This is a genomic window from Leptolyngbya sp. ST-U4 (assembly GCF_039962215.1).
GTDB lineage: Bacteria > Cyanobacteriota > Cyanobacteriia > Elainellales > Elainellaceae > Leptolyngbya_A.
On sequence record NZ_JAMPKZ010000005.1, the window covers coordinates 114,230 to 137,216 of the forward strand.

24 protein-coding genes are annotated in these 22,987 nt (G+C 48.6%); 15 read left to right on the forward strand and 9 right to left on the reverse strand.

Annotated features, from left to right (window positions below; all coding sequences use genetic code 11):
• Positions 1-14: 14 nt before the first annotated feature.
• Positions 15-839, forward strand: coding sequence for a SirB1 family protein (locus NDA02_RS10970; protein WP_348254952.1), 825 nt, complete (start codon positions 15-17; stop codon positions 837-839).
• Here NDA02_RS10970 and NDA02_RS10975 read toward each other — a convergent pair.
• Both NDA02_RS10975 and NDA02_RS10980 read right to left on the reverse strand, forming a co-directional pair.
• On the reverse strand, positions 836-1,726 hold the full coding sequence (locus NDA02_RS10975; protein ID WP_348254954.1) for a TlyA family RNA methyltransferase: 891 nt from the start codon (positions 1,724-1,726) through the stop codon (positions 836-838). The two genes, NDA02_RS10970 and NDA02_RS10975, sit on opposite strands and share 4 nt — an antisense overlap.
• 11 nt (positions 1,727-1,737) lie before the next feature.
• Positions 1,738-2,652, reverse strand: coding sequence for a sugar ABC transporter permease (locus tag NDA02_RS10980; RefSeq protein WP_348254956.1), 915 nt, complete (start codon positions 2,650-2,652; stop codon positions 1,738-1,740).
• 437 nt (positions 2,653-3,089) lie between these two features.
• On the opposite strand from NDA02_RS10980, the gene NDA02_RS10985 reads away from it, so the two are divergent.
• The gene (locus tag NDA02_RS10985) at positions 3,090-3,377 is read left to right on the forward strand and encodes a hypothetical protein (protein WP_190793664.1); all 288 of its coding nucleotides are present in this window, start codon (positions 3,090-3,092) and stop codon (positions 3,375-3,377) included.
• Here the strand turns inward: NDA02_RS10985 and queG are convergent.
• Positions 3,374-4,303, reverse strand: coding sequence for a tRNA epoxyqueuosine(34) reductase QueG (gene queG / locus NDA02_RS10990; RefSeq protein WP_348255006.1), 930 nt, complete (start codon positions 4,301-4,303; stop codon positions 3,374-3,376). The two genes, NDA02_RS10985 and queG, sit on opposite strands and share 4 nt — an antisense overlap.
• Before the next feature lie 151 nt (positions 4,304-4,454).
• On the opposite strand from queG, the gene NDA02_RS10995 reads away from it, so the two are divergent.
• Both NDA02_RS10995 and speA read left to right on the forward strand, forming a co-directional pair.
• Positions 4,455-4,943 carry a phosphate-starvation-inducible PsiE family protein gene (locus tag NDA02_RS10995; RefSeq protein ID WP_190793663.1) on the forward strand — a complete coding sequence of 163 codons (489 nt, stop codon included), beginning with the start codon at positions 4,455-4,457 and terminating at the stop codon, positions 4,941-4,943.
• A gap of 101 nt (positions 4,944-5,044) precedes the next feature.
• Positions 5,045-7,150, forward strand: coding sequence for a biosynthetic arginine decarboxylase (gene speA, locus NDA02_RS11000; protein ID WP_199296742.1), 2,106 nt, complete (start codon positions 5,045-5,047; stop codon positions 7,148-7,150).
• A 167-nt stretch (positions 7,151-7,317) separates the two neighbouring features.
• Here the strand turns inward: speA and NDA02_RS11005 are convergent, their stop codons facing one another.
• Positions 7,318-7,590, reverse strand: a complete 273-nt coding sequence (locus NDA02_RS11005; protein ID WP_190793662.1) for a GlsB/YeaQ/YmgE family stress response membrane protein — start codon at positions 7,588-7,590, stop codon at positions 7,318-7,320.
• Between the two features lie 356 nt (positions 7,591-7,946).
• Between NDA02_RS11005 and NDA02_RS11010 the strand changes: the two genes are divergently transcribed.
• On the forward strand, positions 7,947-8,417 hold the full coding sequence (locus NDA02_RS11010; protein ID WP_347277910.1) for a nucleoside deaminase: 471 nt from the start codon (positions 7,947-7,949) through the stop codon (positions 8,415-8,417).
• A gap of 78 nt (positions 8,418-8,495) precedes the next feature.
• Here the strand turns inward: NDA02_RS11010 and NDA02_RS11015 are convergent, their stop codons facing one another.
• Positions 8,496-8,804 carry a hypothetical protein gene (locus NDA02_RS11015; RefSeq protein WP_348254957.1) on the reverse strand — a complete coding sequence of 103 codons (309 nt, stop codon included), beginning with the start codon at positions 8,802-8,804 and terminating at the stop codon, positions 8,496-8,498.
• A gap of 923 nt (positions 8,805-9,727) precedes the next feature.
• Between NDA02_RS11015 and NDA02_RS11020 the strand changes: the two genes are divergently transcribed.
• The 8 genes from NDA02_RS11020 to NDA02_RS11055 all read left to right on the forward strand — a co-directional run bounded on the left by NDA02_RS11020 (position 9,728) and on the right by NDA02_RS11055 (position 16,868).
• On the forward strand, positions 9,728-10,090 hold the full coding sequence (locus NDA02_RS11020; protein WP_348254959.1) for a hypothetical protein: 363 nt from the start codon (positions 9,728-9,730) through the stop codon (positions 10,088-10,090).
• 130 nt (positions 10,091-10,220) lie between these two features.
• On the forward strand, positions 10,221-11,366 hold the full coding sequence (locus NDA02_RS11025; protein WP_348254961.1) for a hypothetical protein: 1,146 nt from the start codon (positions 10,221-10,223) through the stop codon (positions 11,364-11,366).
• A 292-nt stretch (positions 11,367-11,658) separates the two neighbouring features.
• Positions 11,659-12,822: a hypothetical protein gene (locus tag NDA02_RS11030; protein ID WP_348254962.1), complete on the forward strand. Its 1,164-nt coding sequence runs from the start codon at positions 11,659-11,661 to the stop codon at positions 12,820-12,822.
• Between the two features lie 13 nt (positions 12,823-12,835).
• On the forward strand, positions 12,836-13,558 hold the full coding sequence (locus NDA02_RS11035; RefSeq protein ID WP_348254964.1) for a hypothetical protein: 723 nt from the start codon (positions 12,836-12,838) through the stop codon (positions 13,556-13,558).
• A gap of 13 nt (positions 13,559-13,571) precedes the next feature.
• Positions 13,572-14,102, forward strand: a complete 531-nt coding sequence (locus NDA02_RS11040; protein ID WP_348254965.1) for a hypothetical protein — start codon at positions 13,572-13,574, stop codon at positions 14,100-14,102.
• Between the two features lie 437 nt (positions 14,103-14,539).
• Positions 14,540-14,695 (forward strand): hypothetical protein, encoded by a 156-nt coding sequence (locus NDA02_RS11045; RefSeq protein ID WP_348254967.1) that lies wholly within the window; start codon positions 14,540-14,542, stop codon positions 14,693-14,695.
• A gap of 78 nt (positions 14,696-14,773) precedes the next feature.
• On the forward strand, positions 14,774-15,679 hold the full coding sequence (locus tag NDA02_RS11050; RefSeq protein ID WP_348254969.1) for a prohibitin family protein: 906 nt from the start codon (positions 14,774-14,776) through the stop codon (positions 15,677-15,679).
• Positions 15,680-16,121: 442 nt separating this feature from the next.
• A complete protein-coding gene (locus NDA02_RS11055) occupies positions 16,122-16,868 on the forward strand; it encodes a peptidoglycan-binding protein (protein ID WP_190794840.1) in 747 nt (248 codons plus the stop codon).
• 336 nt (positions 16,869-17,204) lie between these two features.
• Here NDA02_RS11055 and NDA02_RS11060 read toward each other — a convergent pair whose 3' ends face one another.
• Together NDA02_RS11060 and aroB are read right to left on the reverse strand one after the other, a co-directional pair.
• Positions 17,205-18,257, reverse strand: coding sequence for an AI-2E family transporter (locus tag NDA02_RS11060; protein ID WP_348254971.1), 1,053 nt, complete (start codon positions 18,255-18,257; stop codon positions 17,205-17,207).
• A 24-nt stretch (positions 18,258-18,281) separates the two neighbouring features.
• Positions 18,282-19,379, reverse strand: coding sequence for a 3-dehydroquinate synthase (aroB, locus tag NDA02_RS11065; RefSeq protein ID WP_190792884.1), 1,098 nt, complete (start codon positions 19,377-19,379; stop codon positions 18,282-18,284).
• A 139-nt stretch (positions 19,380-19,518) separates the two neighbouring features.
• On the opposite strand from aroB, the gene NDA02_RS11070 reads away from it, so the two are divergent.
• Positions 19,519-19,611, forward strand: a complete 93-nt coding sequence (locus NDA02_RS11070) for a cytochrome b6-f complex subunit PetL (RefSeq protein ID WP_190792883.1) — start codon at positions 19,519-19,521, stop codon at positions 19,609-19,611.
• 149 nt (positions 19,612-19,760) lie between these two features.
• Here the strand turns inward: NDA02_RS11070 and NDA02_RS11075 are convergent, their stop codons facing one another.
• Entirely contained in the window at positions 19,761-20,177 is a 417-nt protein-coding gene (locus NDA02_RS11075; RefSeq protein WP_190792886.1) for a VOC family protein, read from the reverse strand.
• Positions 20,178-20,417: 240 nt separating this feature from the next.
• Here NDA02_RS11075 and map point away from each other — a divergent pair, with 240 nt between their 5' ends.
• Complete coding sequence (gene map / locus NDA02_RS11080) at positions 20,418-21,248, forward strand: type I methionyl aminopeptidase (RefSeq protein WP_190792882.1); 831 nt, start codon at positions 20,418-20,420, stop codon at positions 21,246-21,248.
• Between the two features lie 110 nt (positions 21,249-21,358).
• On the opposite strand, the gene argH is transcribed toward map, so the two are convergent.
• Positions 21,359-22,762, reverse strand: a complete 1,404-nt coding sequence (gene argH, locus NDA02_RS11085) for an argininosuccinate lyase (protein ID WP_190792881.1) — start codon at positions 22,760-22,762, stop codon at positions 21,359-21,361.
• Positions 22,763-22,987 lie beyond the last annotated feature (225 nt).

The following is a 22,987-nucleotide window of genomic DNA, read 5'->3' on the forward strand; positions in this document are numbered from 1 at the left end:
GAAAGGATACCCGCATGGACTTTCCCCTGGCGCGGCAGCGATTTTACCAGGAAATCCATCAGCCTGATGAAGAGATTAATCTGGCGCGTGCTGCCCTTTATCTGGCGCAAGAGGAATACCCGGATCTGGACGTTGAGGAATACCTGAACGCGCTGGATACGATGGCATCAGAAATCACTGAACGGCTGCCTCAAGAGGCTTACCCGCTTCGCACGATTAAAACTATCAACCAGTACCTTTACGAAGACCTCAAGTTTCACGGCAATACAGACGATTACTATGACCCGGATAACAGTTACCTGAATCAAGTGATCGATCGCCGGGCGGGAATTCCGATCACGCTGTCGCTGGTCTACCTGGAAGTGGCGAGGCGGCTAGGGTTTCCGATGGTCGGCGTGGGCATGCCAGGGCATTTTTTGATTCGTCCCGTGGTGGGTGAAATGCAGATTTTTGTCGATCCGTTTCGGCAGGGCGAAGTCATGTTTGCGGAGGACTGTCAGCAGCGGCTCAGCGAAATTTACGGCAGACCGATCGAACTCCGTCCCGAATTCCTGGAGCCTGTGACTGCCCGCTATTTTTTGGCGCGCATGCTGAACAACCTGAAAGCCATCTACCTGACCCGAAGCGACATTCCGCGATCGCTGGCAACTATTGAGCGAATTTTGCTGCTGTTTCCTGACTCACCGACCGATCAGCGCGATCGAGGCTTGCTGTATTACCAAACCGGACGCTGGACTGAAGCCAGCCAAGATCTCGAAGACTATCTGCTGCAAACTCCCGATGCTCAGGATGCAGTCGTGGTGCAAGAGCTGCTGCGGCGAATGGGACGAGAGGTTTAGTCTGCTGTGGGAGCGTCTGCGGCGTTGAGATCCTGATAGGCAGCTTGAGTCAAGTCCTGTAAGGATTGGCGAGTGGAGGCAGGGTCGTCACGGAGGCGATTTCTGGATGTCTCTGAAGGTTCTGCGCTGAGCCAAAGCAGATATTCAATGTTTCCGGCGGGTCCGAGTAGGGGCGACCAGGTAAGCCCGCGATCGTGCCATCCCAGAGCTTCCGCACACTGCAACACTTGCTCGATCGCCCCTGCCTGATCCTTGAGATCGCGCACAACGCCTTTTTTGCCAATTTTCTCTTTGCCCACTTCAAACTGAGGCTTCACCAGCAAAATGGCTTCGCGTGGGGCTTGCAGCAAATCCCAGAAAGCGGGCAGCACCTTGGTCAGGGAAATAAACGAGACATCGATCACGCCCAGATCCGGGTAGGGGCGATGCGAAGCAGTTCCCCCTTCGGGGTAATCGTCCCCATATAACTCTTCCGGTTTCAGATAGCGCAGGTTGGTGCGTTCTTTCAAAATCACCCGCGGATCTTGCCGCAGCCTCCAGGCGACCTGTCCATAGCCCACATCAATGCCGTAAACCTGTTTTGCCCCCGCTTGCAGCAAACAGTCGGTGAAGCCCCCGGTCGAAATGCCGCCATCCAAACAAACGCGATCGGCGATCGGAACTTGAAAAACCCGCAGTGCTTTTGCCAGCTTTTCACCCCCCCGCGACACGTAGGGCGATTTTTGCTTGACCTGAATCTGGGCTGCGGTGTCAACTTCGGTTCCTGGCTTATCCACTCGCTGCTGATTGACCATCACTTCTCCCGCCCGAATCAGCCGCTGTGCCTGCTGTCGAGAAGTGCAGAGATTCAGTTCAACTAAAAGCGCATCAAGACGTTGTTTTGGCAAGGGTTAATCTCTTAGAACGTCAGGTCGGTGGTGGGCTGGCGGTTAATCGTGAGACGGACGATCGACAAGGTGAGAATCAGCAAAAACATCGCTAAACCGATCGTGCAGGCATAGCTAATTTCGAGATCCTGAAAGGCTTTCTCGTAGACGTAGTAAACCAGGGTTTTAGAGCTGCTGCGTGGTCCGCCCTGGGTCATGATAAACACTTCTTCAAAGACTTTGGTGGCAGAAATGGCTGAGATGACCCCCACGAGCAGCAGATAGGGACGCATCAGGGGAACCGTAATATCCCAATGTTTGCGCCAGCCGTCGGAGCCGTCGATCGCCGCTGCTTCATACAAATCACCCGGAATGCTTTGAAGTCCCGCCAGATAGATCACCATGTAGTAGCCCAAGCCTTTCCAGATCGTGACGATCATGACGCTGATTAGGGCAAACCGAGGACTGGTGAGCCAGGGAATGCCGTCCTGAGAGAGGTTGAGCCACTGCAAAAACTGATTGAACAAGCCGTTCTCAGCATAGAGCCATCGCCACGCAATTCCTGCTACCACCATCGAGATCACCACAGGAGTATAGTAGGCGGCACGAAACCAGCGAATGCCTTTGATTGGCTGATTCACCAAAATGGCTAAACCGAGGGGCAGCATCACCAGGATTGGGACAACGCCGACCAGATAGACGATCGTATTTCTCAGGGTTTTCCAAAAGATAGGATCGGTCAGAAGTCGCTGAAAATTCTCGAAGCCAATCCAGATTGGCGGCTCGGTAATGTCGTACTCGTAGCGGGTGAAGCTGAGAAAAAACGCTTGCAGTGCCGGATAAAACACCGTCAGCCCCAGCAGCAGCAGCGCAGGCAGCAAAAACAAATAGGGCGTGAGACGATGCCAGGACGGTTTGGACGAAAAGGCACTCCAGGATTTCAACATAGGAGGCAGGCGTCGATCGATTAAAGGGGCGACAGATAAGGGGCGATAAGATTAAGTTGGCGAATCAAGCTGGCGAATCACGTGGCCGAATCTTCCGCCCGATCATAGCCCGTTTCGGTGGATCTGGCGATGTGAAGCAGTTCCCCTTTTGTTAAGCATTCCTTGAGAGAAAACGGCATCGAGAAGAATACGCCACAATAGAAGGGTTAAGCCTCGATCGAGATGAAATTGAAAGGTTATTTCCTATGGAAATGCACGAACTGATTACGCTGGCACTGATGCTGACTCCAGGGCTACTGCTGTCGATCCTGGTGATGGGCATTTTTGCCTTAGGCGGTTAAGCACTAGCGATCGGCTGCGATTCGGTGTATTTGTGGGATATTCCTTCTATATGCAAATTTCTGGGTTGCAGCTGACGCGGCTTGATTATCAGCAGAATGAATCATCTACCCCTGGGAAAGCCAGTTCCCGGCAATCGTCCCGCCCCCACGACTTCCCCGACCGGTTCGACCGAGATTCTCCATGTTCTGAAGTACAACATTACGGCTTTGGAAGAGGGCGTGTTGCTTAGCATTTGGGAACCCGCCGCGAGAAACGACACGCGGGTCAAGCCTTTTCTATATATGGTGAAATATCGATTGCCTTCTGAAGCAGATGCGCGAAAACTGCTGGCTCACTACATTTCTGCCTATAAAACGGGCAGCCTAACCGCTCATGGATTTTAGGATGACGATCGATTTGCCTCAGCATTGCGCCTCAGCATTTCGGGTTTAATTCGCCGCAGTGCAGAAGCCGGAAAGCGTTGATCCCATTCTTCGTCTGAGAGGTGGGCGATCGTCTCTAATTCGGGAGCCACGTTCCAGGGATAGGGCTGAAACTCTGCAACGTCGGTTTCCTGGGCGAAACGCTGATTCCAGGGACAGACATCCTGGCAGATATCGCATCCGGCAATCCAGCCCTGCATTTTGCTAGCGATTTCGGGTGGGAGGGTGTCGGCGCGATTTTCGATCGTGTGATAGGCGATGCAGCGATTCGCGTCTACGACAAAGGGTTGCGTAATTGCTCCAGTCGGGCAGGCTTCTAGACAGCGGGTACAGGAGCCGCAGTGCTGCGTATGGGGGCGATCGGGCGGCAGTTCCAGATTGGTTAAAACCTCGCCCAGAAATACCCAGGAGCCATACTCGCGGGTGATCACATTGCTGTTTTTGGCAATCCAGCCGATGCCCGCCTGCTCTGCCCAGACCTTATCCTGAATTGGTCCTGTATCGGCGTAGTATCGCGCCTCAATGCCTTCGCCCTGCGCCTGAAGCCACTGAGAAAATGCCTTGAGTTTTTTGTGCAGAATGCGGTGGTAGTCTCGTCCCCAGCCGTAGCGCGAGATTTTGGCGTACTGTTCGCCTTCGGGTCGCTGCTGGGGGGTGTAATAGTTCAACGCGACGCAAATGACCGATCGCACCGAGGGCAACAGCGATCGCACGTCCTGCCGTCGGGGGTTTGCCATCCATTCCATATCTGCTGCATAGCCGCGATCGAGCCACTGTTGCAGCGCAGGAGGATGAGGCTCTACGGCATCAGCAGAGGCAATTCCTGCTTTGTGAAAGCCAATTTCTAAAGCTTTTTGCTTGATTGTGTCGCTATCAATGCAAATCATTACAGAATCCTGGGATTGAATGAGGCGTGAAAGAATGGGAAAGGCAATCGATCGGGCTATCCTGGAAGTAGCCTGAGTAGGATTACTCATTTAAACAGCTCTACCAGAGCTACAGGCATTCACCGATTTCCATTTTTTGATTCCCATTGTCATGGACTTCTTCCGCCAGTTTGCCAAATCTTTTCGCAGTGCAGCCAGCGATGATAGCTTTCTCTCTGGGCTGAAGCGCGTGGAGACGATCGTCGCCAAGATTTTGTCGCTGGCAATGGTGGTGGTCATTTTTGTCAGCGTGCTCGAGCTGTGTCTGTTTATTGGCAAGGAAGTGTTGCTTAACGACAAGCTGGCAGACCCCGAGCAGTTTCATACAGTGACGCTGATCAAGGTGTTTGGCTTGTTTCTCAACATTCTGATCGCGCTGGAAGTGCTGGAGAATATTACGGCGTATCTGAAAAAGCACGTTGTTCAGCTTGAATTAGTGGTGATCACATCATTAACCGCCGTTGCGCGAAAAATTATTATCTTCGACTTCTCAAAATCTGGCGGCCTGGAGCTGATGGCACTTGCGTTAGCAATCTTTGGATTGTCGATTAGCTACTGGATCGTGCGCCGCACCAATAAAAGCACCGGATCTTCCCACTAATTGAATCGGTATTCCTCCTGCTTTTTTGTGAACAGTTTTCTAGACAGATAGGATAGACTGTCATTTTGTGAATTTCTATAAACTGCGGGAGCATTGAGAGAATGGGCAAAAAGCCGATCGATCAAGGTATTGGCGTTGACAAACTAAACGGAAAAAAAGCGGACAAGGCAAGCAAGAAGCAGCGTGAGATTTTAGCTGAACCATTGGTTGCCCCAATTGCTGTTGCTCAGGAACCGCAAAAGAACCAGGACATTAAACCCGTCGCGCCAAAGAAGACCTGGACGATCGAAGATAGCGAGGAACTGTATCGCATTAATGGCTGGGGCGAGCCATATTTCTCGATTAACGCTGCCGGACACATCACCGTATCTCCGAGGGGCGATCGAGGCGGTTCGCTGGATCTGTATGATCTGGTTCATGCGTTGAAACAGCGCAATCTCGGTTTACCCTTGCTGATTCGCTTTTCTGACATTCTTGAAGACCGGATCGAGCGGCTCAATGCCTGCTTTTCCAAGGCGATCGCCAAGTATCGCTATCCGGGTGTGTATCGCGGCGTGTTTCCCGTCAAGTGTAACCAGCAACGGCATTTAGTCGAGGATCTGGTGCGCTTCGGCAAACCCCATCAGTTTGGGCTGGAGGCAGGCTCGAAACCAGAATTGCTGATTGCCCTGGCAACGCTGGATACGCGCGGTGCGCTGCTAATTTGCAATGGCTACAAAGATCGCGAATATATCGAAACGGCAATTCTGGCACAGCGATTGGGGCATACGCCGATTATCGTGCTGGAGCAGCTCGAGGAAGTTGATTTTGCGATCGAAGCGGCACGTAAACTTAATATTCAGCCGATTCTGGGCGTGCGGGCAAAACTGAGCGCAAAGGGCATCGGTCGCTGGGGAACGTCGGCAGGCGATCGGGCAAAGTTTGGCTTGACGGTTCCCGAAATTATCCAGACGGTGGAAAAGCTGCGTCAGGCAGGAATGCTCAATGCGCTACAGTTGCTGCACTTCCACATCGGTTCCCAAATTTCTGCGATTAGCGTCGTCAAAGACGCCCTGCGAGAAGCCAGCCAAATCTACGTCGAGCTTGCCCGCCTAGGTGCAGACATGAAGTATCTGGATGTGGGCGGCGGTCTAGGCGTGGACTATGACGGCTCCAAGACCAATTTCTACGCTTCCAAAAACTACAACATGCAGAACTACGCGAATGACGTAGTGGCAGCAATTAAGGACGCTTGCGAAGGTGCTAGTATTCCGGTTCCGACCCTAGTGAGCGAAAGCGGACGGGCGATCGCCTCTCATCAGTCAGTATTGGTATTTGACGTGCTGAGTACAAGCGAGGTTGTGGTCGAACAGCCAGAGCCGTCGCAGGAGCAAGACCATCTGGTAATTCGCAATCTCTACGAAACCTATCAGTCGATCAACGCTGATAATTATCAGGAGATGTATCACGACGCGACCCAGTTTAAGGAAGAAGCCGTAAGCCTGTTTGGTTTTGGCTATCTCAGCCTGACCGATCGCGCCCGGGCAGAACGACTTTACTGGTCATGCTGCGGCAAAATTCTGGAAATCGCCCGACAGCAGGACTATGTGCCCGACGACCTGGAAGATCTGGAAAAGATCATGGCATCGATCTACTACGTCAACCTATCGGTGTTTCAGTCGGCTCCCGATAGTTGGGCGATCGATCAGCTTTTCCCGATCATGCCCATCCATCGTTTAGACGAAGAACCGACCGAGCGCGCCACGTTAGCGGATCTCACCTGCGACAGCGACGGCAAAATCGACCAGTTCATCGACCTGCGCGACGTGAAATACGTCCTGGAACTGCACGACCTGGAGCTGATCGAGCAACCCGACCACCCAGACGGCACAAAACCCGTCTCCCGCTACGAGCCATACTATCTGGGAATGTTCCTCAGCGGTGCGTATCAGGAGATCATGGGCAACCTGCACAACTTGTTTGGCGACACGAACGCAGTGCACATCAAGCTAACGCCAAAGGGCTATCAGATTGTTCATGTGGTGAAGGGCGACACGATGACTGAAGTTCTGGGCTATGTTCAGTACGACTCAGAAGATCTGGTCGAAAAGATTCGGATGCGATCGGAGCAGGCTCTCCAGGAAAACCGCATCACCCTTCAGGAAGCACAGCTTTTGCTGCAAAACTACGAGCGCAGCTTGAGCGGCTATACCTATTTGTCCCTATAGAGTTTGTGCCTGTAGCTGCATTGTCAGAATGACCCAATTTGGGTCAAATATCTGTTTGAGAAGCCGTAGAGGTTTTGCATTGCCTCCTCTATTTGCGACTTCTCAAACATCTTTTCGTAAGGGCAAGCGCAGTGTGCCCCAAGTTTGAACTAGCTACAAAATGCGATTTAGTAGACTCTGCGGCTAGCAAAAGCGTAGTACAGCCAGAGGGCAATAACTGCACCAATTACAGCGATCGCCAGTCCGGTAAAGGTGAAACCGACTCCGCTTAATGCGAGAGAACCTGTCGTGAGCAGGGTGTAGAGTGTGCCACCGACAAAGGCACCAATAATTCCTAAAAGCATGGTTCCCAGGATACTGCTGCTCTGGTAGCCCGGATAGATTGCTTTTGCGATCGCACCCGCCAGTAGACCCATCACAATCCAAGCTAAGATACCCATACTGAAAATTCTCCTTTCCAACGAGATTTTAATTCAATATTCAAAGCTGCTTATTGTTGCTTTGGCGTGTTTGCTTTGTAAACCAATGTAACCCATGTACAATTGCAGTTTACCTAATCAGAGTTTCTTAATCAGACTCTCTAAAGAGTGAAAACTAGAGCGAAAACTTCTCCAGTCGAAGATAGAGCTGTATTATTCTTCTCTCTCTTGCGATACAAATACAATTGAATTGATTGGTTAGAAATATCTAATTCATGTCAGAAAAAGCCAATATAGATGGCAATTTAGCAGATGTTAACCTTAGCGTGACAGATGCTTCGTATCGCGACCTGCCTCCATCTCAGTCCAATCCCCCGATGGAACAAATGATGCGGCATTTGCAGCGATCGAACCAGATTGCCTGGCGAGCACGCCAGTTTGGACACCATCCCTTTGGGGCGATTCTCGTTGCGCCGGATCACGAAACCATCTTGCTGGAGCAGGGCAATGTGGATACAGTGAACCATGCTGAATCTGTCCTGATCCGCAGTGCTTACACTAACTTCAGCCCCGAATATCTCTGGGACTGTACGCTCTACACTACGGTTGAACCCTGTGCAATGTGTGCAGCAACACTTTATTGGGCAAATATCGGTCGCTTAGTGTATGGCATTGCCGAGGAGCAGCTTTTGCAGCTCACGGGAAACCACGCCCAAAATCCGACGCTGAATCTGCCCTGCCGTGAGGTCTTCAAACATGGACAGAAATCCATTCAAGTTTGGGGACCGATCGCCGAAGTGGAAGATGCGATCATCGAACTCCACCGCGATTTCTGGAATTCTCTTTAAGCGATTTCCTGGTTAATTCGATCGCCCTCAGTTAAGTCATGCTTTTACAGGTTAACTGAAGACGATCGCGGCAAACCCCTATCGTTCTAGCACGCTCATAAACTTCCCTCGCGCAAACGGAGCCGGAATGATGGGCGTAAATTGCACTCGGTCAGTTGCAAGCCGCTTGACGTAGAACTCGTTGATCTGGTGATTCACCCATTCCCGTGAACCAATAATCCAAATCTGACCTTTTTCGTCAGGCGGAAGCGGCAGTAGTTCAGTGAACTCTGTAGACATGATATTTGTGCCTCGCTGTTGCGTGAATTGAAGGGAAGAAAAGCTTAAGGCGTGGTGTCCTAACCACTTGTTTCGCTTCAGCAAGGCGATCGATCGTAAAATCAACACAGCCTGCCTCCTGCTCACTCCAGGAGTTAGGTTAGCTGGTTAGTGAGTGTGCCACCACTCCTAATCAGCGTTTCACCTTAAGCTTTATCTACTGGTACAAGCATAACCAGTATCGTTCAGCATAAAGGAAGGATTTGCTGCACGCAAGCGTAGTGAGAGAGTTTTTGGAGCGATTGTCCAGAGGGCTACTTTGTGCAGGGTTTTGTTAGAAGCCGATCGTTGGAGATAGTTTCTGTTTCCGTTTTGTCATATTAGACGGAAAGGAAAGCACAAACAGGTGAAGAAACGCTAAAAAATTAGCTTGGGAAGGGCAATCGAACTATTATTCGGATATGCAGAAAAGCGATCGGGCTAATGTCTGATTGGAGCGATTAGACGGAATTCATTCAGTCCAATTACCTCTATGAGGTGAATAGTCCGAATCAGTTCAGCTTAATTAAGGGTTAGCAGTCCATGTGCTAAGGCACCTTCAGGATGAAAGAAATAATACAAGTACTTTGCGTAATGCAATTCCTAACGTTTATTAGGTGACAGAAAAACCCTATTTTGCGTCAATGGATAGGTAGGTCACAAAGGATATTTGCAATGAAACTTGCCGCTAGAGTATTGTATCCTGCTTCAGTGGTAGGTGGGGGCATTTACCTGGGTGTTGTCTGTTAGGTTCAAAATTACTCACCATAGGTTTATCTATAAAGATTGAAAAGAGAGACATGCACAAGATCTTTCGGTAGTTTCAGCTACAAAAAGACATATCAAATTATTTAAGTGCTTTACTCACTTTTTACTTTTTCTATCCTGATAAACAAATTCATCTGCGTAATTTCTTTGGTAAGTCTGTTTTCAGAACCTGTACGTTTGCGAACCAAGGGCGAAATGTAAGTCGTATTTGTTAAAACTTAGCGTTACATGTAGGAGACTCAACGATGGGAATTTTTGATGCATTCAAGGAAGTTGCAAAAGCTGTGCAACCTATACATGAAATCATTCCTGATGAACTTCAGAATATTGTGGAAGTTCCAGAAGACATAGAAGATCTTCTAGATTCAGAGAGTGTTGGCGATGTGATAACAGAATTTGATCCGACGAACCCAGACGCTGTTTTCCGTGATGAGATCAGAGTATTTGGTGACGTAGGTGCAAATATTGTAACTGGGGGAGCAGCAGGAACAGCTTTTTCAGATGGGGCAGAAGGAATTGAGACATTGAATGATTTCAGTGACAATGCATTCACTGCCGGAAATATCGGAGACGCTGCTAGCGATTTTGCTGATGATTTTGGGTTTTGAAATCTAAACTCAACAAGAATCTGTAACTGGTGTGGTTCTACTTACTTCACCAGTTATGCATTCTTATATGCTTCAAGTTGAAAGAAACTAAAAATCGATGTAGAGACATATGAAAACATACAGGATTTTGATGCTTGGATCTTCAGGTGCAGGTAAAACTGTATTTCTAGCCAGTTTGTTTAAGCATTTGATGATTCAGGGGGAAAGTCGCTTCTTTGTGGAAGTTGAAGACGAGCGAAAGCGAAAATCTCTAGGTGACATTTATGCAAAAGTCGTTGCTCCGGAGGGTTGGCCTCCTGCAACTCAGTATCGCGAATTTTCTGAATGGACGTTTACCTGCTGTGTGAAAGTAGGTATTTCTATTTATCCAGCTTGCCGTTTTACATACTTGGATTATGCGGGCGGCAGAATAACTGATGTAATAGAAGGGCAAGATGCAAATCAGCTAGGCGAAGAAGTCGGAAAAGCGGATGCACTACTTGGGCTGTTGGATGGTCAGAAGATTGATGCTCTTCTAAGCCAAGGAGATTCAATGCTGAGCAAGATCCTGTTAGAAAAAGATTTGCCCAGTATGCTACGCCTCATGCAAACCTCAAAGGCTCCTATCCAGTTTGTGATTAGCAAATGGGATTTGTTGGAGGGCAAACATACTTTAGAGCAAATCCGTGAGCGCCTCATGCAAATTCCAGCATTTAGAGAGATAGTTGAGAGCCGCAACACTATTGTCCGCTTAATTCCGGTCAGTTCAGTTGGCTCTAATTTCGCTACGCTGCAAAACGGGAAAATGAAGAAAAATCCTGCTGCTTTGCCCCACCCCGCTCATGTTGAAGTCCCCCTTGCTTGTGTTTTCCCAGATAGTTGGCTTACCAGGATCAATCAGTTGAAGGCAGCGGAATCTAAATTAAAGAGCCAACCTGTTCAAAAAAACGCTGCAAAATTTATCCAGTTTGGACAGTTTGGACAATTTGTTCTTAATCTGTCGGGACGGCTTTTACCAGCAGATCTTGCTGAATTTCAAATTGCGACATTTGTAACTCAAAGTGTTATCGGTGTTTTAACTAGAAATGCTGCTCAAAGAAATGCTCAAGCCACTGCAAAGCTTCGACAAGAGAGAGAAGCAACCCTCAAGGCTGTAAAAAATGAAGAAACGGCTCTAAATCATGCTGTTAATTGCTTTTTGGTTATTCAGGATGAATTTCTCAATCTCTTCCCTGATTCTGAGCTGGTTGCACCAACACAAGGTGTGGATGCACAAGTGGAAGTACCCGCATTATAGAGCTTAGAGCAATTTTGTTTTCTTACTTGTCAAACATTTAGGCTTTAGGAGGTCATCTTGGCAGCTTTTCTAGTTATTGGCTAGGTGTTATCAGAGATTGCTTGTGTAATAATTGCAAACGGTAAGAATAGACAAACAGGAATTTGGTTTATCTTTGGACTTCTTCTACCTTGGCTGTCAGTTCTAATTGTCATGGTCTTGCCAGGAAACTAGTAGTTCAAATAGATAAAACATAGACTCACGCTCTAGTCTAGATACTCGCTCCTTCGGTGAACTCGTCAAAGATGAAGTTATGAGAACTTACAAAGTGATTATGCTAGGGTCTAGCGGGGCTGGCAAAACTGTTTTTTTAGCCAGTATGCATAAAAAGTTATCGATTCAAGGTGAAGAGGGATTTTTTATTGAAGTTCAAGATCCAGTGAGACGACAAGTCTTAGAGAATATCTATGCGGAGGTTGCAACTGGTGATAAGTGGCCTATGCCTACTGATCTATCTGACCAAAGTCAAAGTGGATATGAATGGACTTTTAGATGTTGTGTAAGGATTGAAGACCGCTCAATTCATCCAGCCTGTCAATTCACATATCTCGATTATGCAGGAGGCAAGTTAACAGATGCGAATGTAGCAGGAGAAGATCTCGTATCGGAAGCTGAAACCGCAGATGCAGTTTTGGGATTGCTAGATGGTCGAAAAATTTATTCTTTTATGGATAACAACGCTGACCAGTATAGAAACGAGCTTTTTCTTAAAGATATACCTGCTATCACTAGAATTATGCAATCTTGCAAAGCGCCTGTTCACTTTGTAATCAGCAAATGGGATCTGCTAGAAGGAAAATATACGCTGGGGCAAATCCGCGATCGCTTACTAGAAATTCCGGAGTTTAAAAATTTAATTAATCAGCTTACAGATAATACAGTTCGACTGATTCCAGTTAGTTCAGTGGGTGCTAACTTTGCTACACTACTTCCCAACGGAAAAATGCAGAAACATTCAGGTGCAATACCACGCCCATTCTATGTAGAGGTTCCTCTAGCCTGTGTTTTGCCTGATGCACTATTAAAGCGAGTTGTAGATCTGAAACAGCAAGAAAAAGAAATTGCTGATAAGGTTGTCGCGGTTAAACCAAGATTTGGTGGATTCCTAACTGTAATCGATGAATTTTTGGCTAACACTGTTGTTAGATTTCTGAAGAACAACTTGCCTGACAACTATCAATTCAGCCCAGATGTACTAAATTGGGCGGAACAGAAGATTCAGAAAGCGCAGGATCAGATTAATCAAAGAGAGTTAGAGGCTGCACAAATAACTCAGGAACGGATCATGCAGCGTGACAAGTTGCTAAAAGAAGTGAAAAATGAAGAAACTGCACTGAATTACCTAATGAATCAATTCCTGACAATTACATCTTCTTTAGACACTGATTTTCCAGCCTCTAAGCTCTCTAAACTTTAAAAAGGAGAAAACCGTGGCAATTCAAGCCCATCCATTTTTAGTAAGTCGAAATCGCTCTCTAGATTATCGAACTGTAGTTGCTCCTTCATTCTTGATTAATGAAGGTATTTCCAGCGTGCTTGCTAGAGCCGCAGGAGGGAATTTAACGTTGCCTGGGTATGCGATTTGCAGAGAAATTCAAAGAACACAGCTTGGAGATCTTACATTAATATTCCACGTCATTGAAGCAAATCAAAAAGACATCTACCCAGACAAAGCAGATGAAGTCCTGATTGATCCATTTGGGCGAGAGATTGTCTTTATTGAAGGCGTAGTCCTTAAAGAAAGACCTGATAAATTTGTTGTAACCCAAGAACTATTTGATTCTATCCATGAGCGAATATTAAATAGCTATCGCTCATTTTGGGAAGACACAAACTTATTTGAAGCTTCTGTTGTTTCAGTTGATCATTTAGATTTGAATGGCAACCACCAATCAGGAAGAATCTTAATGTTAGATGAAGTTGAGCCTTTTATCCTTCGAAATAAATTAAATAAACAGCCTGCAACTACAGAGCCAAAAATATCCGATATTGTTCAACCATCAGTATCAAAGCAGTTAGAGATGAAAGATGTCCTTGATTTCTTAAGGTCTTTACTGTCTGAGAAAATGACTCTTCTTCTGCTTGTTGGAATTTCTGGAGTGGTTTTGTTGGTTCTTCTCATTATCAAACTCTCTAAGTTGGTTTTTCGCTAACTAGCGTTTTGCAATGAAAATTCAAGTTTATCCATTCTTAGTTAGTCGCAATCGAACTCTTGATTATCGCACTGTAGTTGCTCCCAGATTCCTGTGTGACAATGGAGCTGCTCACGAGCTTGCTAGGGCAGCAGGGGGTAGATTAACTCCACCAGGACATGCAGTGTATCGGAAAATTCAAATTATTCCACCAGAAAATTTGATATTAGTCTTTCGTGTTATTGAATCGAATCAGCAAGAAATTTATTCCAATGCTTCTGATGAAACATTAACTGATCCTTTTGGTCGAGAAATCCTCTGGATTGAAGGTTTTATAGTAAAAAACAAAATTAATTTACTTAATCTTACAGTTGAAGCATTTGAGATAGTTCATAAGCAATTACTGTCCAGTTATCGTTTATTCTGGGAGAGCACTGATTTATTTGAAGTAGCAGTTATTCCATCAGAAGTTATTGATTTAGATATCACTGCTAATAACTTAAAAAAAATTATTTGTAAAGAAATATCTCCTTTCCCAGATTGGAGCGATATTGGAATATGTTAGGCTTGTCTAGGTAAACCTTCTGAGATTGAACTAACGAGTCCGGGCTTTCGGTTAATCTAGCAAGTGTGTGTTCTCCAGAGCAATGTGCTAAGTTGTTTCGCAAATGTTACGGGATTGCGAGTCTTGAGATCGGCCGTGTTAAAGAAATTGGTCTAGATGTAAAACAAGGCTCCCTAAATCACGCGAATATCACTGGACTGCCATATCAAGAAGATAACTTGGTTGAGACTGAACGGTTAGCAGGTCTGTTAGCAAAGCGTTCATGTATTGTGTGGAAACCAGAATAAAGCAATAGCTACGTTTGTAAAAGCGTTGTTTGTGATCGCTCCAGCAGGATAACAAATCGATGGAGCAGACGGAATAAAGCTCTCGGTGTTGAGTTCAAGGTTGCTTGCCGCCGCTCATCTCAATCGTTATATAGCAGATTCAGATGATAAATGAATTCTAGTAACCGTCTTCGCTTCATTCCTCCTGAAACTTCTGCTCATTGCCAACGTTGCGATCGCATCCTCTATCTCTACAGCCAGTTTCAAGTGAAGCATTGTTCCTTATTTCTGCCCATTCCGTGGGTAGAACGGTTTCCACTGGTTTAAGTTCATATTAATGCCGATATGCATTATTGCCCAAAACGGTGAATACTAAGCCCGATCGCCTTTATCGGGAGAGTTCACATGGGGTTCATTTCGTCTCTGATCACAACATTAATTGCCATCCTGCTTTTCTTAAACAGCAGCCGAATTTCGCAAAAGCAGAGCCGCACTGCAATTCGGGTTGTGACGGGTTTGATTGCAGGAATTGCCGCCTTTTCGACGATCGCCAAGAGCCTTGTGGTGGTTCCTGCGGGGTCGGTGGGCGTGGTGCAGTTTTTTGGCAAAGTGGATCAGCGTCCGTTGAATCCAGGAGTTCATCTTCTGAATCCGTTTTCAGATGTCGAAAAGCTATCAACTCGTCTCAAAGATGTGAAAGAAACGATCGAATCGACATCCCAAGAAGGGTTGGCATTCACAATGGATGTGAGTTTGCAATATCAGCTCGATCCGCAGAAGGCATCGGATGTGTTTGCCAAAATTGGCACGGATGAATCTGAAATTTTGATTTCTCAGTTTCGATCGATCGTGCGTGAAATGACGGCAAGCTATCCCGCAGAAGCCATCTACTCGAATAAACGGCAAGAGGTCGCTAATCGCATTCGGGAGCGGTTGACCGAGCAACTGTCGCCGCTGGGCTACACCGTGCAGGATGCATTTTTGCGAGAAATCAAATTACCTGAGACGCTGCAAGCTGCCATTCAGGAAAAACTCAAAGCAGAACAGCAAAGCCGACAGATGATCTTCACCCTAGAGCAGACCCGGCAAGAGGCAGAACGCAAAAAAGTGGAGGCACGCGGCATCGCTGAGGCGCAGGCGATTATTGCCCGCAGTTTGACCCGTGAAACCCTGCAACTCAAGGCGATCGAGGCAACGCAGCAGCTCGCAAGTTCAGACAATGCCAAAGTGTTGATTTTGAACGGTGGTCAGAGCGGTACACCCCTAATGTTTCAGCTCGATTCAAGCACTTTACAAAACGCTAGACAATAAACGTTTTAGCCCCTCCAGTGCTACTTTTCTTTAGCGCGGTGTCCTCTCAATTTCTCAGTCGTTTGTCCTGTTTTTAATCCTCTTTTTGGATCGCCCGATCGGGTGAGATGGAATTGCCTAAACGGGCGAGGTGTTAGCGGATTCGTAGCGAATAACCTGGTACACGAACGAGGGTGAAAAACACCTGAAGCCAAGTTAATCAGGGTATTACTTCAGTTTTGATAATTCAGGTGAAGTTAACTTTTATGAATTGATTGAGCTAGCTTTAAGGATCAACACGCCGATCGCTTTGTTAACTCATTAAGGTCAATTCGACGTTTATTCGATCGAATTTTGAATTGGTGAACTTGTCTTTGTATTGAGTCAATAAGCTAGACAAATCCGAAATTCAAATCTTGCAATTCCAATTATCCTTTCCATCCATCAACAAAGGGGAGTTTTTATGACAGCTTCTAAAGCATTTAATCCGGCTCAGGCAAACGCTGCATCCGATCCGATTTTGCGTCGGGGCGATCGAGGAGCGGCAGTCATCGAGCTGCAAAAACTGCTGAACACGAAAGGAGCAACGCTGGCAGTAGACGGAGATTTTGGTTCGGCAACTGATGCGGCAGTTCGTAAGTTTCAGCGCGACAATCAGCTGGTAGCAGACGGAATTGTGGGTCCAAAAACCTGGGTAGCTTTGCGATCGGTTCCGGTGCAGCCGCTTCGCCTGGTGGATGTTGTAACCTACTACGACCCGGCAAAGCATCCGCATCAAAGAGAAGCCTTGTTCTGGCTGCAAACGCAGATTCCGCTGCAAACCCTAGCAGAATTTGCTCGTCGCTGGCGTAATGCTCCGCCCATTAGCGATCCGACCCTTCAGCAAGGCAGCAGTGGCGCGGCCGTCGTCGAACTGCAAAAGCTGCTGAATAAGTTTAATTCTGGTCTGACCGTAGATGGTACATTTGGTCCGGCAACTCGTGCGGCAGTTGTGGCATTTCAAGCAAAGAATGAGCTTGAGGCAGACGGCATTGTCGGTGCTAAAACCTGGATGGTGCTGCGGTTTATCCCGATCATGCTTGTTGATCTGAAAGCGAATTACAACCCGCAACAAAATCCTCATCAGCCTCAGGCATTGAACTGGCTGCAAACCCAGCTCTCCGCCGCAACGCTGAGTGAATTTACTCGCCAGTGGCGCAATCAAGCCTAGATTTAAACATGAATTGAATGGCTCGATCGATGCCTTAATAAGACAACTGAATGATAAGAACTGTCCTCTTGCTTATAAAGTGAGGGGACATTTTTTGGGCGTTGCTGAATCGGGATATGAAGGGTGCAAATTCAGCTTCTGTATCGCCCCCTAAATCCCCCAATGCTGAGGGACTTTGAATCCTGGTTCCCCCCAACTTTAGGTGGCTAGGGGGGCGTATCATACTCAAATTCAGCAACGCCTTTTTTTCTGGGTAATTCAGCTTGGAAGCGACGACCATTCCTGCCTGCATTTCTATTCAACCTGTTCAGGGCAGGCTTCAAATTCAGAACGTATCTAAGGTTCTGCTTCTGGTGCAAGTGGCTCGTCTGAAACGCGCATGGCTTCGATCGTGCTTTTGATGGTGGCGGCGATCGGCATTGCTAGCACCACGCCCACAAATCCGGCGACTCGTCCACCAATGAGCAGGGAAATAATAATCCAAATAGGATTGAGTCCGGTGAAATCACCTCGTAGCCGGGGCGCGACAATGTTGTCGATAATTTGCTGATAAATGACGCTGGCGGCGAGCACCTGAACCGCAGGCACAAAGCCCTGAAGTCCCCAGATCAGAAGACAAACCAGGCTAATGCCGATCGTTGGACCAATCAGCGGAATGACTTCAAATAAGCCTACAATCAGCGTGAACAGCAGGCTGAACTTGATCTGCAAAAACAGCAGGGTTGGAATCAGACAAGCCACCATAATCAGTGCCAGCAAGACCTGACTCAGGAAAAACTGGTGAAACTGTTGCTGAAGCGAGTGGCTAAGCGCATCGCCAAATTTCTCAGGCAGCAGCCGGATCAAGCCTTTCCAGAACCGATCGCCGTACAGCAGCATATAAAACGCCAGCACAATCCAAAATACCGACGCAAACAATTGTCCCAGCGTGTTGAGGGCAAGTTCGGGCAAGCGGGCTAGAATTCCTTGAATCTGGGTGGCAAGCTGATTGGTAATTTGAGCGAGATCTAGCGGCAAATTGTTGCGATTGATCAGCGATTCCAGCCAGGTGATGTTTTGATTGCTTGCCCGTAACAAGTCGGGCAGTCCTTGCAGGAGTTGATTGGTCTGATCGATCAAAATGGGAATCAGCGTCGATGCCAGCACAATCAGCAGCACTATAAACAGCATCAGCACTAGAAAAACTGCCTGGGTTCGGCTGGAGCCAAGTTTCTGAAAGCCCTGCACCAGATAATTGAGAATCAGTGCTAGCACTGCACTCAGAACAACCAGAGTGATCAAGCCCTCAAAATACTGAAAAACCTGCGCCAAAACCCACAGATTCAGCACGATCACAGGACCGCTCAATCCGTAGAGCAAATAGCGGCGCAGCAGTTCAGAAGTTCGCATCGATCGCTACGAGGTTTCCAGGCTTCAAGACTGCATCACTTCAAGTACCTGCCGAATCACCTCAGCCGTGGGCTGATCGGTCACTGTCACCGAGCCGATCGCCGTCGGTAGCACAAATCGAACGCGCCCATCTTTGACTTTTTTGTCGCTTTGCAGAGCAGTGACGATCGCTTCCAGATCCATTCCGGCAGGCAATCGGGTGGGCAGTCCTGTTTTCTGAATCAGCGCATTCTGGCGATCGGCGGACTCCTGATCCCACATTCCCAGGGCAACGGCAATTTGTCCGGCAGCCACCATGCCGATCGCGACTGCTTCGCCGTGATTCACCACTTTGTAGCCCGTTAGACTTTCGACCGCATGACCGATCGTGTGTCCGTAGTTGAGAATGGCACGCAGTCCGGCTTCTTTTTCGTCTTTGCTAACAACGTGTGCCTTTGCCTCACAGGATGCCGAGAGAATTTGGTGCAGCAGTTCCTCGCTGACATAACGCTGCTGATCCAGTCGCTCGGCGGCTTCAAGCTGCTCAAATAGCCCCGCGTCCCAGATGACGCCATATTTGATAACTTCTGCCATGCCTGCCCGAAATTCCCTTGGCGGCAGGGTTTGCAGTACTTGCGGATCGATCATCACCAAGCGCGGCTGATAAAATGCGCCAATCAGATTCTTGCCCTGCGGATGGTTCACGCCCGTTTTGCCGCCGATCGAGGCATCTACCATTGCCAGCAAAGACGTGGGAACCTGAACAAAGTGAATTCCCCGCATCCAGGTCGCTGCCGCAAAGCCTGCCATATCGCCAATCACCCCGCCACCTAGGGCGACAATTGTAGACGATCGCTCCAGTCGATTTTCCAGGGCAACGTCATAAATTTTCTGAATCGATGCCAGCGTTTTGTAGCGTTCGCCCGCAGGCAGCATCACCGTCGCTACATCAAACCCGGAAGCGGTGAGGGAGCCGATCGCCTGCTGCCCATACTGCTTAAAAATCATGGGATTCGATACCAGCAGCACTTTCTGCCCCAGCTTGAGCGGCTGCATCCAGTGTCCTAGCTGTTCCAGTCCGCCCGACGCGATCGCGACTTCGTAAGACTGCTGCGGTAACTCCACTCGAACGATCGACTTCATGACTTGCTTCCACAAATGCCTGTGGGCTGATCTTACTCCACATTGATAGGGACTGTTGGGCAGTTCGGCGAAAGGAGGGGGACGAAAAATGCTTGAATAGGGATGTGATGTTTACTGCTTTAAAGACGGAGAAAGGTCAATGGGAGCAATTGCATATCTGCTGATTGTGGGTGGTACTACGGGATTTGCACTGGCACTGTATTTTGGACTTCGTGCTGTAAAGCTGATCTAAGCGATCGTTGTCATCGTTTGAGCAGTAGCAGCGATCTGGCATCGCCCCCCTAAATCCCCCATTCATGGGGGACTTTGAGTTTTAAAAGGCGGATTCTATTTCACCAATGGTATTGTCAGGTGTTGCTTGAGCGGCAATTCCAAGTCGGCTCACGTTGAAGCTGCATTTTCAGTTCCATTTTCAATCTGTGTTAGTTCTGGTGTTAGTTCCTGGGTTAATTCGATGACGTTTCCATCTGGGTCTTGTGTGAAGGCAGCCGATCGCCCGGAAGCACTCATTTGCAGCGCGTATCCGTGTTGTTGAAGCTGTGCTTTTGCGGCTTCGAGATCTGCGACGGCTAGAGCCAGATGCGAATTCCGCCCCCATTTTTCTGTGTTGGGAATCGTTTGGCTCAGCTCCTCATGCACAATGAGATGAATCTGCACGTCGCCAATTTGATACCAGCGTCCTGGAAATTTAAGCGATCGATCGACCTGAGGCAGTCCCAAAACGGTGCCGTAGAAGAAATCGGCTTTCTCCAGGTCAGAGACAAGAATTGCGGTGTGAAGGTAGCGGCTAATTTGAATCATTGCTTTGCTGAAAGAACTCGGTTGAACTGGCAGATGTGGCGAGCCTCTGCACGTTTATCTTGAAATTCTCTTCTGCCTTCCATTCTAAAGAACAGGGCAAAGCCTGGATCGCTTTCTGGATCGTTCTAGAGAAGTCCTCTGGCTCTAAAGAACTTGTTAGGATAAAGTCTGAAATCGATCGCGCTACCCTTGCCTGCGAGAGTTCCTGTCAACTTACTCCTTTTCCTGACGCTGTTCATGAATATTTTCACCGATCTCCTGTCCAAGTCTCCCGCGTTGTCCGTTCGTCCTCAAAAGCAGCGACGCACGGTGGAAATCAAAACGCCTCAAGAAATTGAAATTATGCGGCAGGCGGGGGCGATCGTTGCCACAGTTCTCAAAGAAATCTCTGAGCTGGTCGAGCCGGGCATGACAACGGCGGATCTGGATGCCCATGCGGAAAAGCGAATTCGCGAAATGGGCGCAACGCCAAGCTTTAAGGGCTATTACGGGTTTCCAGCTTCGATCTGTGCCTCGATTAACGATGAAGTGGTTCACGGCATTCCCAATCCCAAGAAGGTGATCCGGCGCGGGGATGTGCTGAAGGTCGATACCGGGGCATTTTTTAACGGATTTCACGGGGACTCCTGCATCACGATCGCCGTTGGCAAAGTCACGCCTGCTGCCCAAAAGCTAATTCAGGCGGCGGAAGCAACGCTTTACAAAGGCATTGAGCAAGTGAAAGCCGGAAAGTGTCTCTTAGATATTGCCGGAGCGGTGCAAGACCACGCCGAGGCAAACGGCTTCAAAATCGTAGAGGACTATACGGGGCACGGTGTTGGGCGCAATCTACACGAAGAACCTTCGGTGTTCAACTTCCGCACCCACGAAATGCCCAATGTCCGCCTTAAACCCGGTATGACGCTGGCGATCGAACCAATCATTAATGCAGGCTCCAAGCACACCCGCACCCTTTCCGATCGCTGGACGGTGGTCACGGTTGATCGCAGCCTCTCTGCCCAGTTTGAACATACGGTGCTGGTCACGGAAGAAGGCTACGAGATTTTAACCGATCGATCGAAGGTGTGATTGAAGGCGTGATTGCTCGGGGCTTGGATTGAGCGTCGGGTCGGGGGCAGTTTGAGAGCCATTTTGATGATTCAAACTGCCCCTTTGGAAGGGTTTATTCCTGGTTTGTCTTAACTTGCCTGCCCAACTCGCGCTTTTGCGGCTGCAAGTGCCTGTCTCACCTGCTCAAACCCCGTTCCGCCGTAGCTATTGCGCGCTGCAACCACCTGACGCGGGGCGATCGCCTCATAAATGTCCGACTCAAACTTGGGGTGAATGCTCTGCCATTCTTCGAGCGTTAGATCCTTAAGCAGTTTGCCTGCGCTGAGCGAGGTTTTGACGACTTTGCCCACAAGATTGTAGGCTTCGCGGAAGGGAACGCCCTTGGCTGCCAGGTAGTCGGCGACATCGGTGGCGTTGGAGAAGTCTTCATCCACAGCGCCATTGAGGCGATCGACCCGAAACACTAAGCCTTCCTGCATCAGAATGGTCATTGCTTCCAGGCAAGCCTGCACCGTTTTGACCCCATCAAAGAGGGCTTCTTTGTCTTCCTGTAGGTCTTTGTTGTAGGCGAGGGGCAGTCCTTTCATCAGCACGAGCATGGCTTGCAGATGCCCAAACACGCGCCCGGTTTTGCCCCGTACCAGCTCCGGCACATCGGGGTTTTTCTTTTGCGGCATAATGCTGGAGCCTGTGGCGCAGCTATCGGTGAGGGTGACAAAGCGAAACTCCTCTGATGCCCAAAGAATCACTTCCTCCGACAGGCGGGACAGGTGAACCATGATCAGACTCGCTGCCGCCAGAAACTCGATCGCAAAATCTCGATCGCTCACCCCGTCCAGGCTGTTGGCATACACGCGACCAAAGCCGAGCTGTTCTGCTGAGTAGTGGCGATCGATCGCAAAGGTCGTTCCCGCCAGTGCTCCGCAGCCCAGAGGCGAGATATCCACTCGCTTGTAGACATCGCCAAGCCGTTCCCAGTCGCGATCAGTCATTTCCACATACGCCAACAGGTGATGCGCCAAACTGAGGGGCTGCGCCCGTTGCAGATGGGTATAGCCAGGGATCAGGGTTTCGATATGCTGGTCTGCCAGGGTGAGCAGCACGGTTTGAAACTGGCGAATTTGCTGCCGGATGATCTGGATCTGGTCGCGCAAATACAGCCGGGTGTCGGTTCCGACCTGATCGTTCCGCGATCGAGCCGTGTGCAGCTTTTTGCCCACATCGCCCACCAGTTCGGTCAGCCGTCGCTCGACTGCGAAGTGAACGTCCTCAGCATCCACTCCCGGCTTAAAAAAACCCTGCCGATGCTCCTGCCGGATTTGCTCTAGCCCTGTGACCAGGGTTTCTCCTTCCTCGGGGGAAATAATGCCTGTTTTTGCCAGCATTCTAGCGTGTGCTTGTGACCCGGTGAGGTCGTACTCGATTAGCTCAAGATCAAAGCTGATACTGGCATTAAAGCGGGCAATTGCCGGATGGAGAGCCGCCTCAAACCGCTGGCTCCAGGTTGCAGGTGGAGAAGATAGATTACTCAAAGCGCGAATCTCCAATCAAGAGCGGGTCAATCATCGCATTCAGGGTGCGTTCAAATCGCGTTCATTGCGAAATCCTAGCGATTGTACCGCGATCGGTTTTGCGAGAACTGTTCGCTGGGAAACGAGCAGATTAGAACCTTGTATTGCGCCTAACTGCGAAAAACAATTTCTTAATGCTGCCCAACTGTAGTTTTGCCCAACCAGAATGCTGCCCAATCGTAGTTT